This window comes from Streptomyces sp. NPDC001380 (genome assembly GCF_042895785.1).
Classification (GTDB): Bacteria; Actinomycetota; Actinomycetes; order Streptomycetales; family Streptomycetaceae; genus Peterkaempfera.
In genome coordinates this window covers 87265-102857 of record NZ_JBIAWP010000005.1, presented here as the reverse complement: position 1 = coordinate 102857, position 15593 = coordinate 87265, and the positions used below count along the sequence as shown (strand labels likewise).

Sequence of the window (15593 nt, the reverse complement as noted above, 5' to 3'; positions counted from 1 at the left end):
GAAACGGGGCAACCCCAAGTGAGCAAGTCAGATTCAGCCGGGCTCCCGCAGCGCAACCCGCTGCGGGACCCCGCGGACCGGCGACTCCCCCGCATCGCGGGCCCGTCCGGTCTGGTCATCTTCGGCGTCACCGGCGACCTGTCGCGCAAGAAGCTCATGCCCGCGGTCTACGACCTGGCGAACCGGGGGCTGCTGCCCCCGGGCTTCTCCCTGGTCGGCTTCGCCCGCCGGGACTGGGCGGACGAGGACTTCGCGCAGGTCGTCCACGACGCCGTCAAGGAGCACGCCCGCACCCCCTTCCGCGAGGAGGTCTGGCAGCAGCTGGCCAAGGGCATGCGGTTCGTGCCCGGCGAGTTCGACGACGACGAGGCGTTCGACACGCTGCGTTCCACCATCGAGGACCTGGACAAGGCGCAGGGCACGGGCGGCAACTTCGCCTTCTACCTGTCCGTGCCGCCGAAGTTCTTCCCCAAGGTCGTCGAGCAGCTCAAGAAGCACGGGCTGGCCGACCCGCCGGAGGGCTCCTGGCGCCGCGCGGTCATCGAGAAGCCGTTCGGCCACGACCTCGCCTCCGCCCAGGAGCTGAACAAGGTCGTCCACGAGGTCTTCCCGCCGCAGGAGGTCTTCCGGATCGACCACTACCTGGGCAAGGAGACGGTCCAGAACATCCTGGCGCTGCGCTTCGCCAACACGATGTTCGAGCCGATCTGGAACCGGTCGTACGTCGACCACGTGCAGATCACCATGGCGGAGGACATCGGCATCGGCGGCCGCGCCGGGTACTACGACGGCATCGGCTCCGCCCGCGACGTCATCCAGAACCACCTGCTGCAGCTGCTCGCCCTCACCGCCATCGAGGAGCCGGCCTCCTTCGAGGCCGACGCCCTGGTGGCGGAGAAGATCAAGGTCCTGGGCGCGGTCAGGCTCCCGGAGGACCTGGGCAAGCACACCGTGCGCGGCCAGTACACGCACGGCTGGCAGGGCGGCGAGGAGGTGATCGGGTACCTGGAGGAGGACGGCATCGACCCCTCGTCCAAGACCGACACCTACGCCGCGGTCAAGCTGGAGGTCAACACCCGGCGCTGGGCCGGGGTCCCCTTCTACCTGCGGACCGGCAAGCGGCTGGGCCGCCGCGTCACCGAGATCGCGGTGGTCTTCCAGCGCGCCCCCTACCTGCCGTTCGACTCCTACGCCACGGAGGAGCTGGGCGAGAACGCCCTGGTCATCCGGGTGCAGCCGGACGAGGGCGTCACGGTGCGGTTCGGCTCCAAGGTGCCGGGCACCGCGATGGAGGTCCGCGACGTCACCATGGACTTCGCCTACGGCGAGTCCTTCACCGAGTCCAGCCCCGAGGCGTACGAGCGGCTGATCCTGGACGTGCTGCTCGGCGACGCCAACCTCTTCCCCCGCCACCAGGAGGTCGAGCTCTCCTGGAAGATCCTCGACCCGATCGAGGAGTACTGGGAGAAGCACGGCAGGCCGGCCGAGTACGCGGCCGGCACCTGGGGGCCGGCCGAGGCGGACCAGATGCTCGCACGAGACGGCAGGAGCTGGCGCCGGCCATGAAGACCGACCTGACGGACACCACGTCCAGCAAGATCAACAGCGCCCTGACGGAGGCCCGCCGCTCCATCGGCACCGCCGCCATCGGCATGGTCCTCACCCTCGTCGTCGTCACCGACGAGGGCAGCGCCTACGACGCCCTCAAGGCGGCCGGCGACGCCTCCCGCGAGCACCCCTCCCGGATCCTCGCGGTCATCAAGCGCCCCGGCCGCTCGCCGCGGGCCCGCGCCGAGACCCGGCTCGACGCCGAGATCCGGGTCGGCTCCGACGCGGGCACCGGCGAGACCGTTCTGCTGCGCCTCCACGGCGAGCTGGCCAACCACGCCCAGTCCGTCGTGCTGCCGCTGCTGCTGCCGGACGCCCCCGTGGTGGTCTGGTGGCCGGAGAACTCCCCGGAGAACCCGGCGGCCGACCCGCTGGGCGCGCTCGCCCAGCGGCGGATCACCGACGCCCTGACCGCGGAGTCCCCGGTGGAGGCCCTCGACGTGCGGGCCGCCCACTACGCCCCCGGCGACACCGACCTGGCCTGGACCCGCATCACGCCCTGGCGCAGCATGCTCGCGGCCGCCATGGACCAGCGGCGGGCCTGGGTCACCTCGGCCGTCGTCGAGGGCGAGTCCTACAACCCGAGCGTCGAGCTGCTCGGGATGTGGCTCGCCAGCCGGCTGAAGATCCCGGTGGAGCGGGTGGTCAGCAACGGCCCCGGCCTCACCGCGGTGCGGCTGCGCACCGACGGCGGCGACGTGGTCCTCGACCGCGGCGACGGCCTGATGGCGACGCTCTCCATGCCCGACCAGCCGAACCGCCAGGTGGCGCTCAAGCGGCGGGAGACCGCCGAGCTGATCGCCGAGGAGCTGCGCCGGCTCGACCCGGACGACATCTACGCCTCCGCGGTCCGCACCGGCGTGGCGACGCTGCTGGCGCCCGGCGAGAGCGAGCGGGCCGCCGGGGGGAAGGACGGGTCCTCCGGGGACGCCTCCGAGGGCAAGGAGGAGGCGGCGAAGCCGAAGGCGGCCACCACCGTCGCCAAGGCCGCGTCCCGCTCCCGGGTGACGGCGAAGGTCTCCACCCCGGCCAGGAGGACGGCCTCCGCGAAGCGCACCACGCGCTCGGGCAGGGCGGACGACTCCGGCTCCGGCTCCGGGAAGCAGGGCGGGTCGTGACCCTCCCGCCGCAGCTCGTGGTGCACCGCGACAAGGAGCTGATGGCCGAGGCCGCCGCGGCCCGGCTGATCACCCGGATCGTGGACGTGCAGGCCGCCCGCGGCACCGCCTCGGTGGTGCTGACGGGCGGCCGCAACGGCAACGCCCTGCTCGCCGCGATCGCCGCCTCCCCGGCGCGCGACGCGGTGGACTGGTCGCGGCTGGACCTGTGGTGGGGCGACGAGCGGTTCCTGCCCGAGGGCGACCCGGAGCGCAACGTCGTCCAGGCCCGGGAGGCGCTGCTGGACCGGGTGCCGCTGGACCCGGAGCGGGTGCACGCCATGCCCGCCTCCGACGGCCCGGCCGGGGACGACGTCGAGGCCGCCGCGGAGCAGTACGCCGCGGACCTCGCGAAGGCCGCCGGACCGGAGGACCACGCCGGGGTGCCGTCGTTCGACGTGCTGCTGCTGGGGATGGGGCCGGACACCCACGTGGCGTCGCTCTTCCCCGAGCACCCCGGGGTGCGGGAGACCGGCCGGACGGTGGTGGGCGTGCACGGCTCGCCCAAGCCGCCGCCGACCCGGGTCTCGCTCACCCTGCCCGCGATCCGCGCCGCGCACGAGGTGTGGGTGCTGGCCGCGGGCGAGGACAAGGCCGACGCGGTGGCGCTGGCCCTGTCCGGCCCGGGCGAGGTGCAGGCACCGGCCTCCGGCGCGTACGGGACGAACCGCACCCTGTGGCTGCTGGACCGCGCCGCGGCCTCGGCCATCCCGGCGGACCTCTACCCGCCGGCCTGAGGGGCGCCCCCTCGGGGACGCACGGGGAACGGCCCCGGACCGCGCCGCGAGGCGGGGTCCGGGGCCGTCCGTCCTCCCGGAGGCTCTCCCGGCGGTTCCCTCCCGACGGTTCCCTCCCGACGGCTCTCTCCCGACGGCTCTCTCCCGGCGGTTCCCTCCCGGCGGCTCTCTCCCGGGGGCTCTCCCGCCGGTGTGCCACCGCCCCTCCCCGGGAGGGGCGGTGGCGGCCCGTCAGCGGCCGCGCAGGGACCGGTAGCGGGCGACGAGGGCCGCGGTGGAGGCGTCCAGGCCGGGCACCTCGGCGCCCTCGGTCAGGGCGGGCTCGACGCGCTTGGCGAGCACCTTGCCCAGCTCCACGCCCCACTGGTCGAAGGAGTCGATGCCCCAGACCGCGCCCTGGACGAACACCTTGTGCTCGTAGAGCGCGACCAGCTGGCCCAGCACCGACGGGCTGAGCTCGGCGGCCAGGACCGTGGTCGAGGGGTGGTTGCCGCGGAAGGTGCGGTGCGGGACCTGCTCGGCGGGCACGCCCTCGGCGGCGACCTCCTCGGCGGTCCTCCCGAACGCCAGGGCCTGGCCCTGGGCGAAGAGGTTGGCCATCAGCAGGTCGTGCTGGCCGCCCAGGGAGCCGAGCTCGGCGACGGGGCGGGCGAAGCCGACGAAGTCCACCGGGATCGTCCTGGTGCCCTGGTGGAGCAGCTGGTAGTACGCGTGCTGGCCGTTGGTGCCGGGCGTGCCCCAGACCACCGGGCCGGTCTGCCACGCCACCGGCTCGCCGTCGCGGTCCACCGACTTGCCGTTGGACTCCATGTCCAGCTGCTGGAGGTAGGCGGTGAAGCGGGAGAGGTAGTGGCTGTACGGCAGCACGGCGTGCGACTGCGCGTCGAAGAACTGCCCGTACCAGACGCCGAGCAGGCCCATGAGCAGCGGGGCGTTGGCCTCCGGCGGGGCCGTGCGGAAGTGCTCGTCGACCAGGTGGAAGCCGTCGAGCATCTCGCGGAAGCGCTCCGGGCCGATCGCGATCATCAGCGAGAGGCCGATGGCGGAGTCGTAGGAGTAGCGGCCGCCCACCCAGTCCCAGAACCCGAACATGTTGGTGGTGTCGATGCCGAACCTCGCCACCTCGTCGGCGTTGGTCGAGACCGCCACGAAGTGCATGGCCACCGCGCTGCCGTCGCCGCCGAGGCCGTCCAGCAGCCACTGCCGGGCGGCGGTGGCGTTGGTGATGGTCTCGATGGTGGTGAAGGTCTTGGAGGAGACGATGAAGAGGGTCTCCTCCGGGTCGAGGTCGCGGACCGCCTCGTGGAGGTCGGCGCCGTCCACGTTCGAGACGAAGCGGAACGTCAGGGAGCGGTCGGTGAAGGGGCGCAGCACCTCGTAGGCCATGGCCGGGCCGAGGTCGGAGCCCCCGATGCCGATGTTGACGACGTTCCTGATGCGCCGTCCGGTGTGGCCGACCCACATGCCGCCGCGCACGGCGTCGGCGAAGGAGGACATCCGGTCCAGTACCTCGTGGACGGCGGGGACGACGTTCTCGCCGTCCACCTCCACCACGGCGTCGCGCGGGGCGCGCAGCGCGGTGTGGAGCACGGCGCGGTCCTCGGTGGTGTTGATGCGCTCGCCGCGGAACATCGCGTCCCGCAGCTCCGCGACCCCGCGGGCCCGGGCCAGCGCGCGCAGCAGCTCCAGGGTCTCGTCGGTCACCAGGTGCTTGGAGTAGTCCAGGTGCAGGTCGCCGACCTGCACCGTGTACCGCTCGGCGCGCCCGGGGTCGTCCGCGAAGAGGCGGCGCAGGTGTGCGTCCCCCAGCTCCTCGCGGTGCTTCGCCAGGGCGGCCCACTCGGGCGTCCGGTCGAGCCGGGTGCCGCCGTACGTGTTCTTCTCGGACATCCGTCCACTTCTCCTCGTCATCGGCTCTACCGCGCAGGGGCGGGCCGGAGCGGGGGCGCAGGCCCGTGGTGTGCGGGCCAGCGACGCCGTCGTCCCTGGTCAGCCCGGTCGGCCTGCTGACATCAGAAGACAAACTAATCGATCCCGATCCCTCCCGGACCGCCTGCCCGGCGGCGCGCGGCCGAACCGGCGACGCGCGGCCCCCCTTCGTACACCGTCCGGCTCCCCGGGCGGTGTGCGGGAACCCCAACGGCGGCTGACATCCGGGTGCGGGTGCGGGCGGGCGGGCGCGGGAGAGCGGCCGTGTGCAGGCGGACGGGACCGGAGGACGGCAGGGAGCGGGCGCCGCCGGGTCAGAGGCGGCGCAGGCCCTCGACCACCTCGCGCAGCAGCGCCGCGTCCGGGCGGCCGGTCCGCAGCGGCGGCGGGGCCACCCGGACGAGGCCCGCGTCCAGCAGGTCGCCGAGCAGCACCCGGACCACCCCCAGCGGGAGGTCCGCGTCGGCCGCCAGCTCGGCGACCGGGCGCGGCGTGCCGCCGAGCAGGCGGAGCAGCGAGCTGCGGGCGTGGTCCAGCACCGGCGCCGCGACGCCGGGGACCGGCGTGACCACGGACATCAGCTCCAGCTCGTGCTCGCGGGCCGGCCGGGTGCGGCCCCGGGTGAAGGTGTAGGGGCGGACCAGCGGCCCGGCCTCCTCCTCGAACCAGTGCGCGCCGGACCCGTCGGCGCCGCGGGCCGCGGTCACGGCGTCCGTTCGGCGGCCGCCCCGGCGGAGGCGGCCCGCGCCGGGGTCTGCAGGTGCTGGCCGGTCCGCTTGACCAGGAGCGCCGTCTCGTAGGCGAGCTGGCCCACGTCGGCGCCCGGGTCGGCGAGGACGGCGAGGCAGCTGCCGTTCCCCGCCGGGACGACGAAGAGGTACGCGTCGTCGAGCACCACCATGGTCTGCCGGACGGCGCCCGCCTCGAACTGGGTGCCGACGCCCTTGGCCAGGCTGTGGAAGCCGGCGCAGAGGGCCGCGAGGTGCTCCACGTCGTCCTGGGCGAGGCCCGTGGACGCCGCCGTGGCCAGGCCGTCGGCGGAGAGCAGGACGGCCTGCCGGACGGCGCCGGTCCGGGTGACCAGGTCCTCCAGCAGCCAGTCGAGGCCGCGGTCGGGGTGTGCTGCGCTCATCTGTGGTCCTCCTCGGCGGTGGCGTCGGCTGCGGCCGTGCCGGGGGCGCCGGTCGCGCCGGGGCGCGGCGGGGCGTCGTCGGCGCGGGCGAGGGCCAGTCCGTGCTGGAAGGCGCCGAAGACGGCGCGCACCTGCTCCGGGGTCGCGGTCCCGGCGGAGCTGCGGGGGGACGGCGGGGCGGGCTCCTCGCGCAGGCCGGGGGCGAGGTTGGCCTGCCGCACCCGGCGGGGCAGCCCCGCGGCGGGGGCGGGGGCGCCTGCGGTGCCGGCCGGGACCCGGTCCGGTTCCGGCCCGGGGCCGGGGTCGGGGTCGGGGTGCGGGGCCGCACCGGGGCGGCCGGCCGGGTCGGCGCCCTCCCGGACGCGCCGGGGCAGTGCCGTCGCCGGGGCCTCCGCGGCGGCGGGCTCCTCCGCCGCCCCGCGGGCGCGGGCGGGGACGGCGGGGACCGCCGCCAGGGCGCGGACCGGCCGGGCGGCCGGTGCGGGTGCGGCCCCGGCGGGCACCCCCGCGGCCGCCAGGGGGCGGAGCGCGTCCGTGCGGGGCCGGGACGGCACCGCGGCCAGGCCGACGCCCGCCGCCCCGGCCGGGACCGGGCCGGCGGTGTCCGCGGGGACGGGCGCGGCGGCCGGGTCGTCCGGGCCGGCGGGGTCGGCGGGGTCGGCGGGGTCGGCGGGGTCCGCCAGGACGGCCTTCGGCAGGAAGACCACGGCCGTGGTCCCCCCGTACGGCGAGCGGCAGAGCGTGACCTCGATGCCGTGGCGGCCGGCGAGGCGGCCCACCACGAAGAGGCCCAGCCGCTCGGTGCGGGTGAGGTCGACGTCGGCGTCGGGCCGGGCGAGCGCGCGGTTGGCCTCGGCCATCTCCCGGGCGTCCATGCCGAGCCCGCGGTCGTCGATCTCCAGGACGAACCCGTGGGCGACCGATCCTGTGCGCAGGGTGACCTGGGTGTCCGGGGGCGAGAAGGCGGTCGCGTTCTCCATCAGCTCGGCCACCAGGTGGACGACGTCGGCGACGGCCTCCCCGACGACGGCCGCGGGGGCCATCGACGGCACCACGACGCGGGCGTAGTCCTCCACCTCGCCGGCGGCCGCGGCGACCACGTCCACCAGGGGGACCGGCCGGCGCCACATCCGGCCGGGCGTCGCGCCGGAGAGGATGATCAGGTTCTCGGCGTGACGGCGCATGCGGGTGGTGAGGTGGTCGATGCGGAAGAGGGCCTCCAGCTCGTCCGGGTCGGTGGTGCGGCGCTCCAGGGCGTCGACCAGCTTGAGCTGGCGGTGCACCAGCGCCTGGCTGCGCCGGGCGATGTTGAGGAAGACCGCGGAGACGCCGCGGCGGAGCCGGGCCTGCTCGACGGCGGCCTCCACCGCCGCGTGGCGGGCCTCGTTGAGGGCCCGTCCGACCTGGCCCGCCTCGTCGTCGCCGAAGGGCAGCGGCGGCGCCTCCGCGGCGGCGTCGACCTGCTCGCCGGCGCTCAGCCGGCGCACCACGTCGGGCAGCTGGCGGGAGGCCAGCAGGTCGGCTGCGTCGCGCAGGCCGGCCAGGCTGCGGGAGATGCCGCGGCCGGTGCGGACCGAGAACCACACGGAGAGGACGACGGCGAGCAGGCCGAGGCCGCCGGCGATCCCGGCGTGGAGCAGCTGGCCGTCGGCGTAGGACCGGCCGCGGACGGCGAAGTTGTGGCCGGCGTCCTTCGCCAGGTGCTCGTAGCGGCCGAGGGCGTGCTCCATGGTGGGGCGCCAGTCGGAGCGGGCCACGGCGGGGCGGACCCCCTGCGGTCCGCCGGCGAGCACCGCGTCCTCCGCGCGCTCCAGGGCCGCGTACTCGGGGCTGCGGGAGAAGGCGTCGAAGGCGGCGCGGGAGTCGGCGGGGAGCGTCGGGACGTAGGTGCGGTAGAAGATCCGGCGGTCCTCCACCGTGGAGGCGAAGGCCCGGTACTGGGCGGAGGTGAAGCGCCCGGCGGCCGCGGCGGCGGAGCCCATGGCGTCGGCGCGGGAGACGAACTCGCGGTCGCGGACCAGCTCGAAGAGGTTCTGCACCTCGCGGGCGAGGTGGCCCGCCTGGAGGGCGGTCAGCGCGGACTCCACGGCGGCCGCGGGCTCGATGACGGCACTGTAGCCGTCGATCGCACGGTCCCAGGTGGTCTTCCGGCCGAGCACCTCGGCGCGCAGGGCGGTCAGGCGGTCGGTCGCGGCGACCATGGCGGTGAGGGAGGCCTTCTGACCCGCGGTGAGGTCCCCCCAGTGGCCCCGGTCGGCGACGGCCGTGCGCAGGCCTCGCACCGCCTCGTCGGAGCTGTGCTGGGCGGTGGTCAGGCGGGCGAGCGACGCCGCACTGCCGCCGGAGGCCAGGTACTCGGCGGCGTAGCGCCGCTCGACCTGGACCTCGCCGACGACGTGGTCCACGGAGGCTCCGAACCAGCCGTAGACGCCCTCGACCTTGATCAGCGCCCGCAGGTCGCCGACGGTCGACACCACGGCGAAGGTCCAGAGCGCCAGCAGGGCGACCACGGGGACGAGGACCAGGCGGAGGATCCTGGCACGGATGGTCGGACCCCTGAAAGGCAGATGCATGCTTCCCCCGGACAGCCGCGCACGGCCGCGGCGGCGGGCCGCGGCGTCAGTGCGCAGAACCGTACCCTTTGGCGGGGAAGAAGTGACCATTCGGTAGCGCCCCTTGCCCGAATCGTTTCCTAACGCCTCCGGCGGGTGCCCGGAGGCCGCCCCCGGCCGCTGCCGGGCCGCCGTCGGCCCGGCCGGCCGGGCCGCCCTCCGGGCGCCGCACCGCACCGCGCCCGCAGTGCCCGCCGCCCGCACCCCCGGTCCGGTCCGGCGCAGGACCGGCGTGCCGGGGCGTGCCGGGACGCACGGCTGAACCGCACCCGGTACCCGCGCGTAGGAAGCGCCGGGCCCCGGTGCCGTTCCCGTCCCGGGGCCCCGCCGCAGCCGCCGACGGGAGCGGGGCGCCGCCGCCCGCCCCTGGGAGGAGTACCCCGGACCATGTCCCAGGCCCTCGACGTCCCGCCGCCCCAGCAGGGCGCGCCCGGCCCCCCGTGGTCCCCGTCGCCGCCGTCCCCGCACGGCGGGCACGCCGGCCTGGCCGACTTCCGCACGCCCGGCAACCCGTACTTCCCCGGCCCCGAGCTGATGGACCGGCTGCGGCAGGGCATGGCCGCCCTCCTGACCCACCACCCCCTCGACGCGGGGGCCGTCACCGCCGAGGCGTGCGCGGCGCTGGGCCTCCACCCGCAGACGGTCGTCCTCGGCAACGGCTCCACCGAGCTGGTCACCTGGATCGACCACCTGCTGCTGCGCGAGAGCGTCGCCGTCCCCGTCCCCACCTCGCGCCGCTGGACCGACCAGCCGCTGGGGACCGGGAAGCGGGTCGACATGTTCCTGCTCCGCGAGGAGGACGGCTTCCGGCTGGACGTCGACGCCTACCTGGCGTTCGTGCGGCAGCGCGGCTCCCGGGCCGCCGTCCTGTGCAACCCGAACAACCCGGACGGCACCCACCTCCCCCGGAGCGAGGTGCTGCGGCTGCTGGACGGCCTCGCCGACCTGGACCTCGTGGTGGTGGACGAGTCGGCCGTGGACTTCGCCGACGCCGAGCAGGAGCCGTCGGTCGCCGACCAGGCCGTGCTGCGGCCCAACGTGGTCGTGCTGCGGAGCCTCGGCCGCAACGCCGGGCTCCCCGGCGTGCGGCTGGGCCACCTGGTGGCCAACCCGGCCCTGGCGCACCGGATCCGCGGCGCCCTGCCGCCGCGCAACCTCAACTCCTTCGCCGAGGCGATGGTGCTGCTGCTCCGCGAGCGCATGGCCGAGTACCGCGAGAGCCTGCGGATCGTGGTCCGCGACCGGCAGGCGATGTTCCGGAACCTGCAGGCGGTGCCGGGGCTCGGGGTGCTGCCCTCGCAGGCCAACTTCCTGCTCACACGGCTGCCGGAGGGCGTGGACGGCTCCCGCATGCGCGAGGCGCTCCTCGACGGGCACGGCGTGTCCGTCGGCGCGTGCGGCGACCGGCTGGGGATGGGGCCCCGGTTCCTGCGGCTGGCGGTGCGCCCGGTCCACGACCAGCAGCGGCTGGTGGCCGGGATGCTCGCGGTGCTGTACGGGACGGGTGCGGCGCCGGGGTGGCCGAGCACGCCGCTTCCGCCGTCCCGTGCGGCGGCGCAGCTGCCGGCCGGCCAGGGGACGGCGCCCGCGGGGCCGCCCGCGCCGCCTGCGGGCGCCGTGCCCGGGCTGCCCGCGGGGCAGGCGTACCCGGCGCAGGTGCAGCAGGTCCCGCTGCCGCAGGCCGGGATCCCGCAGGTGGCCGTGCCGCAGATCGCGGTGCAGCAGATGCACCCGCAGGCGATGCCGCCGGGGTACGGCTACGGCTACCCGGCGCAGCAGGGCGGCCCGTACCCGTACGCGGCGGCGCCCCAGGGGTGAGGGACGCCGCGGGGCCGGGGGCCTCCCCGGGAGGGGAGGAGGAGGGACGGCGCCGCGGGCGCACCGGACACGCCCGGGGGGAGGTGTCCGCGGTGGCGGCCCGCGGCGCCGGCGGCTGCGGACCGGGCCCCGCCGGGGCGGGCGCAGCCGGACCGGGCGCCGAAAGACCGGACACCGAGGGACCGGGCGCCGCCGGGGCGGGCCGCACGGGTCCGCACGCGGCGGCCGCCGCCGGCTCGCGGGCGGGTCAGATCTCGCCGCGGAGCTTGGCGAGGGCCTCGGCGAGGATCGCCTCGCCGTCGGCGTCGCTGCGCCGCTCGCGGACGTAGGCGAGGTGGGTCTTGTACGGCTCGGTGCGCGGCGGGGCCGGCGGGTTGTCCTGGTCCTGCCCGGCGGGGAAGCCGCAGCGGGGGCAGTCCCAGGTCTCGGGGACCGCCGCGTCGGAGGCGAAGCTGGGGCGGGTCTCGTGCCGGTTGGCGCACCAGAAGGAGATGCGGATCCGCGGGGCGGACTCGCCGCGCTCCGCCTCACCCATCGGCCCGGCCCCGACCCTGCTGCCACGGATGGCGTTGCCACTTGCCACGGTCTGACTCCCTGCGTGCTGGTGCGATGCGTTCCCGCCCCTCCCCCGCACGACGGGCCCGGCGCGAGGCGCGGGCGGCCGCGGGACGGCGGCAAGGGCGTCCCAGTGTACGGAGGTGCGGGCAGCACGTCCGCACCGCCTCCGGGAAAGCCGGTCCCCGGACGGGGCCGGCCCTCCCCCCAGGATAGGCGGGGCGGCGACGGTGCGTCAGTTCTCCTCCGCAGCCGGGCCGTCGGCTACTTGTACTTCAGCAGCAGCGAGAGCACGACGATGGAGGCGAACCAGCCGAGGCCGACCACGATGGTGATGCGGTCCAGGTTCCGCTCGGCGACGGAGGAGCCGCCGATGGAGGAGGACATGCCGCCGCCGAACATGTCGGAGAGGCCGCCGCCCTTGCCCTTGTGCAGGAGCACGAGCAGGATCATCAGCAGGCTGAAGAGGATCAGGGCGATCGAGAAGCCGAGGATCACGGCGGGACCAACTCTCTCGTTCCGGAGCGAGGGGCCGGACCGCCGTGGCGGTCCGGCCCCTCACAGTGTCACGGCCAGGGTATGACAGCCTGGGGCCGTCAGCCTACCGCCTGCTCGCGGTAGCGCACGATCTTGACGAACTCGTCCGGGTCCAGGGCCGCGCCGCCGATCAGGGCGCCGTCCACGTCGGGCTGCGCCATGATGCCGGCCGCGTTGGAGGCCTTCACCGAGCCGCCGTACAGGACGCGGACCTTCGACGCCAGGTCGGCGTCGTAGAGCTCGGCCAGGCGGGCGCGGATCGCCCCGCACACCTCCTGGGCGTCCTCGGGGGTGGCGACCTCGCCGGTGCCGATGGCCCACACCGGCTCGTACGCGACGACGACGCGCTCGGCGTCGGAGGCCGGCACGCCCTCCAGGGCGCCGTCGACCTGGGCGAGGGTGTGCGCGACCTGGTTGCCGGCCTTGCGGACGTCCAGGCCCTCGCCGACGCAGAGGATCGGCACGATGCCGTGGCGGAAGGCGGCCTTGACCTTGGCGTTGACGAGCGGCTCGTCCTCGCCGTGGTACTGGCGGCGCTCGGAGTGGCCGATCGCCGTGTAGGTGCACTTCAGCTTCGCCAGCATCGGCCCGGAGACCTCGCCGGTGTAGGCGCCGCCGTCGTGCGCCGAGACGTCCTGGGCGCCGTAGCGGATGCGGAGCTTGTCGCCGTCGACGAGGGTCTGCACCGAGCGCAGGTCCGTGAAGGGCGGCAGCACCGCGACCTCGACCGCGTCGTAGTCCTTGTCGGTGAGGGCGAAGGCGAGCTTCTGGACGTGGGCGATGGCCTCGAGGTGGTTGAGGTTCATCTTCCAGTTGCCCGCCATCAGCGGGGTGCGGGGGGTGGTGTCGCTCATGGTGGTTCAGTCCTCCAGTGCGGCGAGGCCGGGGAGCGTCCTGCCCTCGAGGTACTCGAGGCTGGCCCCTCCGCCGGTCGAGATGTGGCCGAAGGCGTTCTCGTCGAAGCCCAGGGTGCGGACGGCAGCGGCGGAGTCGCCGCCGCCGACCACGGTGAACGCCGGGCTGTCGAGCAGGCCCTGCGCGACGGCCTTGGTGCCCTCGGCGAAGGCGGGGTGCTCGAAGACGCCCATCGGGCCGTTCCAGAAGACGGTCGCGGCGTCGGCCAGCTTGGACGCGAACAGCCGGCCGCTCTCCGGGCCGATGTCCAGGCCCAGCCTGCCCTCGGGCATGGCGTCGGCGGGCACGACCTCGAAGTCCTCGACCGGGGCGCCGCCCTTGACGTCGGGGAAGGAGGCGGAGACGGCGACGTCGACGGGGAGGACGAACTCCACGCCGGCCTTCTCGGCCCGCTCCAGGTACTCCTGCACGACCGGGATCTGGTCCTCCTGCAGCAGGCTGGAGCCGACCTCGTACCCCTTGGCCTTGAGGAAGGTGAAGACCATGCCGCCGCCGACGAGGATGCGGTCGGCCTTGTCGAGGAGGTTCTCGATGACGCCGATCTTGTCGGAGACCTTGGAGCCGCCGAGCACCACCGCGTAGGGGCGGGCGACGTCCTCGGTGAGGCGCTTGAGGACGCCGACCTCGGCGGTGACGAGCTGGCCGGCGGCGTGCGGCAGCCGGGCCGGCAGGTCGTACACCGAGGCGTGCCTGCGGTGCACGGCGCCGAAGCCGTCGCCGACGTACAGGTCGGCCAGGGCGGCGAGGGCGTCGGCGAAGGCGCCGCGCTCGGCGTCGTCCTTGCTGGTCTCGCCGGGGTTGAAGCGCAGGTTCTCCAGCAGCACCACCTGGCCGTCGGCCAGCGCGGCCACGGCGGCCCGGGCGCTGTCGCCGACGGTGTCGGCGGCGAAGACGACGTCGCGGCCGAGGAGCTCGCCGAGGCGGCGGGCGACGGGCGCGAGGGAGAACTGCGGGTCCGGGGCGCCCTTGGGGCGGCCCAGGTGGGAGGCGACGACCACCTTCGCGCCGGACTGCGCCAGCTTGGCGATCGTGGGGGCGACGGCGCGGATCCGGCCGTCGTCGGTGATGGTCTCACCGGAGAGCGGGACGTTGAGGTCGGCGCGGACGAACACCCGCTTGCCGGCGACGTCCAGGTCGTCGAGGGTCTTCACGGTGGGGTCTCCTGATGGCGGTGCCGAGGTGCGGAGAGGACGGCGGCGCTGCGGCGGGCCGCCGGGCGGTGCGCTGAGGGTGCGGTGCGCCCGCGTGCGCGGGCGGGACAGGGGACGGGGCCCGGACGCGCGCCGTGCGCGCCGTCCGGGCCCCGTCCCTCACATCGCGTCAGCCCGCGGGTGTCAGAGCCGGCCGCCGACGTAGGCGGTCAGGTCGACGAGGCGGTTGGAGTAGCCCCACTCGTTGTCGTACCAGCCGATGACCTTGACCTGGTTGCCCTGGGCCATGGTGAGCGGCGCGTCGAAGGTGCAGGAGGCCGGCCAGTTGACGATGTCCGAGGAGACGATCGGGTCGGTGCTGTAGGACAGGATGCCCTTGAGCTGGCCCTCGGCGGCCTTCTGGAAGGCGGCGTTGACCTCGTCCTTGGTGACCTCGCGCTCCAGGGTGACCACCAGGTCGGTGACCGAGCCGGTCGGGACCGGGACGCGCATGGCGATGCCGTCCAGCTTGCCCTTGAGCTCCGGGATGACCAGCGAGGTCGCCTTGGCGGCGCCGGTGGAGGTCGGGATGATGTTCTGCGCGGCGGCGCGGGCGCGGCGCAGGTCCTTGTGCGGGAAGTCCAGGATGACCTGGTCGTTGGTGTACGCGTGGACCGTGGTCATCAGGCCCTTGACGATGCCGAAGTTCTCCAGCAGCACCTTCGCCATCGGCGCCACGCAGTTGGTGGTGCAGGAGGCGTTGGAGATGACGTGGTGCTTCGCGGCGTCGTACTTGTCCTCGTTGACGCCCATCACGATGGTGATGTCCTCGTCGGAGGCGGGCGCCGAGATGATGACCTTCTTGGCACCGGCGGCGATGTGCTTCTTCGCGGCCTCGGCCTTGGTGAAGATGCCGGTGGACTCGATGACGATGTCCGCGCCGAGCTCGCCCCACGGGAGGGCGGCCGGGTCGCGCTCGGCGATCGCCTTGAAGGTCTTCCCGCCGACGGTGATGCTGTCACCGGAGTGGGTGACCTCGGCGTCGAGGCGGCCCAGGATGGTGTCGTACTTGAGCAGGTGCGCCAGGGTCGCGTTGTCGGTCAGGTCGTTGACACCGACGATCTCGATGTCCGCGCCCTGGGCCAGAGCCGCACGGAAGAAGTTGCGGCCGATGCGGCCGAACCCGTTGATGCCTACCCGGATCGTCACGAACCGATCTCCTCGTTAGGTACGCCGGACGTTGAGCCGACGGGGTGGATTTGGGATGTCCCCGACCGAGTACGACCCTACCTCGCCCACGTGTCCGGCAGCACACGCGGTCGGGCCGACGGGGCCGTACGGCCCGCCGGACGGGGCCCCGGGGCCCGCCCCGCCCCACGCGCCGCACCTCTCGCCGCGCCGTGCGGGCGCGGCCCGTTCGGGCACGCACGGGAGGGCCGGGGACCGGACGGCGGGGGCGGTCC

13 protein-coding genes are annotated in these 15593 nt (G+C 75.0%); 4 read left to right on the top strand and 9 right to left on the bottom strand.

Annotated elements, in window-relative coordinates; translation table 11 throughout:
• The first annotated feature begins 18 nt into the window (after nucleotides 1–18).
• From zwf to pgl, 3 genes are read left to right on the top strand one after another with little or no spacing between them, the layout of a single operon-like run.
• Nucleotides 19–1566, top strand: coding sequence for a glucose-6-phosphate dehydrogenase (gene zwf, locus ACFY07_RS08585; RefSeq protein ID WP_390867983.1), 1548 nt, complete (start codon nucleotides 19–21; stop codon nucleotides 1564–1566).
• Nucleotides 1563–2726: a glucose-6-phosphate dehydrogenase assembly protein OpcA gene (gene opcA, locus ACFY07_RS08580; RefSeq protein ID WP_390867982.1), complete on the top strand. Its 1164-nt coding sequence runs from the start codon at nucleotides 1563–1565 to the stop codon at nucleotides 2724–2726. The genes zwf and opcA overlap by 4 nt, the downstream gene beginning before the upstream one ends.
• Complete coding sequence (gene pgl / locus ACFY07_RS08575; RefSeq protein ID WP_390867981.1) at nucleotides 2723–3502, top strand: 6-phosphogluconolactonase; 780 nt, start codon at nucleotides 2723–2725, stop codon at nucleotides 3500–3502. The genes opcA and pgl overlap by 4 nt, the downstream gene beginning before the upstream one ends.
• 231 nt (nucleotides 3503–3733) lie before the next feature.
• Here the strand turns inward: pgl and pgi are convergent, their stop codons facing one another.
• From pgi to ACFY07_RS08555, 4 genes are all read right to left on the bottom strand, one after another.
• A complete protein-coding gene (gene pgi / locus ACFY07_RS08570) occupies nucleotides 3734–5392 on the bottom strand; it encodes a glucose-6-phosphate isomerase (RefSeq protein ID WP_390867980.1) in 1659 nt (552 codons plus the stop codon).
• A gap of 353 nt (nucleotides 5393–5745) precedes the next feature.
• Nucleotides 5746–6138 (bottom strand): DUF742 domain-containing protein, encoded by a 393-nt coding sequence (locus tag ACFY07_RS08565; protein ID WP_390867979.1) that lies wholly within the window; start codon nucleotides 6136–6138, stop codon nucleotides 5746–5748.
• On the bottom strand, nucleotides 6135–6563 hold the full coding sequence (locus ACFY07_RS08560) for a roadblock/LC7 domain-containing protein (RefSeq protein WP_390867978.1): 429 nt from the start codon (nucleotides 6561–6563) through the stop codon (nucleotides 6135–6137). Before ACFY07_RS08560 ends, ACFY07_RS08565 begins: the two co-directional genes overlap by 4 nt.
• Entirely contained in the window at nucleotides 6560–9136 is a 2577-nt protein-coding gene (locus ACFY07_RS08555; RefSeq protein ID WP_390867977.1) for a nitrate- and nitrite sensing domain-containing protein, read from the bottom strand. Before ACFY07_RS08555 ends, ACFY07_RS08560 begins: the two co-directional genes overlap by 4 nt.
• Before the next feature lie 426 nt (nucleotides 9137–9562).
• On the opposite strand from ACFY07_RS08555, the gene ACFY07_RS08550 reads away from it, so the two are divergent.
• Complete coding sequence (locus tag ACFY07_RS08550) at nucleotides 9563–10993, top strand: pyridoxal phosphate-dependent aminotransferase (protein WP_390867976.1); 1431 nt, start codon at nucleotides 9563–9565, stop codon at nucleotides 10991–10993.
• 247 nt (nucleotides 10994–11240) lie between these two features.
• Here ACFY07_RS08550 and ACFY07_RS08545 read toward each other — a convergent pair whose 3' ends face one another.
• From ACFY07_RS08545 to gap, 5 genes are all read right to left on the bottom strand, one after another.
• Nucleotides 11241–11528 carry an RNA polymerase-binding protein RbpA gene (locus ACFY07_RS08545; protein ID WP_230651620.1) on the bottom strand — a complete coding sequence of 96 codons (288 nt, stop codon included), beginning with the start codon at nucleotides 11526–11528 and terminating at the stop codon, nucleotides 11241–11243.
• 284 nt (nucleotides 11529–11812) lie between these two features.
• Nucleotides 11813–12046: a preprotein translocase subunit SecG gene (gene secG, locus ACFY07_RS08540; RefSeq protein ID WP_390867975.1), complete on the bottom strand. Its 234-nt coding sequence runs from the start codon at nucleotides 12044–12046 to the stop codon at nucleotides 11813–11815.
• Nucleotides 12047–12144: 98 nt separating this feature from the next.
• Nucleotides 12145–12939: a triose-phosphate isomerase gene (tpiA, locus tag ACFY07_RS08535; protein ID WP_390867974.1), complete on the bottom strand. Its 795-nt coding sequence runs from the start codon at nucleotides 12937–12939 to the stop codon at nucleotides 12145–12147.
• A gap of 6 nt (nucleotides 12940–12945) precedes the next feature.
• Nucleotides 12946–14151, bottom strand: coding sequence for a phosphoglycerate kinase (locus tag ACFY07_RS08530; RefSeq protein ID WP_390867973.1), 1206 nt, complete (start codon nucleotides 14149–14151; stop codon nucleotides 12946–12948).
• 183 nt (nucleotides 14152–14334) lie between these two features.
• The gene (gene gap / locus ACFY07_RS08525; RefSeq protein WP_390867972.1) at nucleotides 14335–15339 is read right to left on the bottom strand and encodes a type I glyceraldehyde-3-phosphate dehydrogenase; all 1005 of its coding nucleotides are present in this window, start codon (nucleotides 15337–15339) and stop codon (nucleotides 14335–14337) included.
• Between the last annotated feature and the right edge of the window lie 254 nt (nucleotides 15340–15593).

Excerpts from the sequence above, each read along its gene's own strand:
- opcA (WP_390867982.1), top strand. The coding sequence starts at position 1,563 with ATGAAGACCGACCTGACGGACACCACGTCCAGCAAGATCAACAGCGCC.
- pgi (WP_390867980.1), bottom strand. The coding sequence starts at position 5,392 with ATGTCCGAGAAGAACACGTACGGCGGCACCCGGCTCGACCGGACGCCC.
- ACFY07_RS08560 (WP_390867978.1), bottom strand. The coding sequence starts at position 6,563 with ATGAGCGCAGCACACCCCGACCGCGGCCTCGACTGGCTGCTGGAGGAC.
- ACFY07_RS08555 (WP_390867977.1), bottom strand. The coding sequence starts at position 9,136 with ATGCATCTGCCTTTCAGGGGTCCGACCATCCGTGCCAGGATCCTCCGC.
- ACFY07_RS08550 (WP_390867976.1), top strand. The coding sequence starts at position 9,563 with ATGTCCCAGGCCCTCGACGTCCCGCCGCCCCAGCAGGGCGCGCCCGGC.
- ACFY07_RS08545 (WP_230651620.1), bottom strand. The coding sequence starts at position 11,528 with ATGGGTGAGGCGGAGCGCGGCGAGTCCGCCCCGCGGATCCGCATCTCC.
- tpiA (WP_390867974.1), bottom strand. The coding sequence starts at position 12,939 with ATGAGCGACACCACCCCCCGCACCCCGCTGATGGCGGGCAACTGGAAG.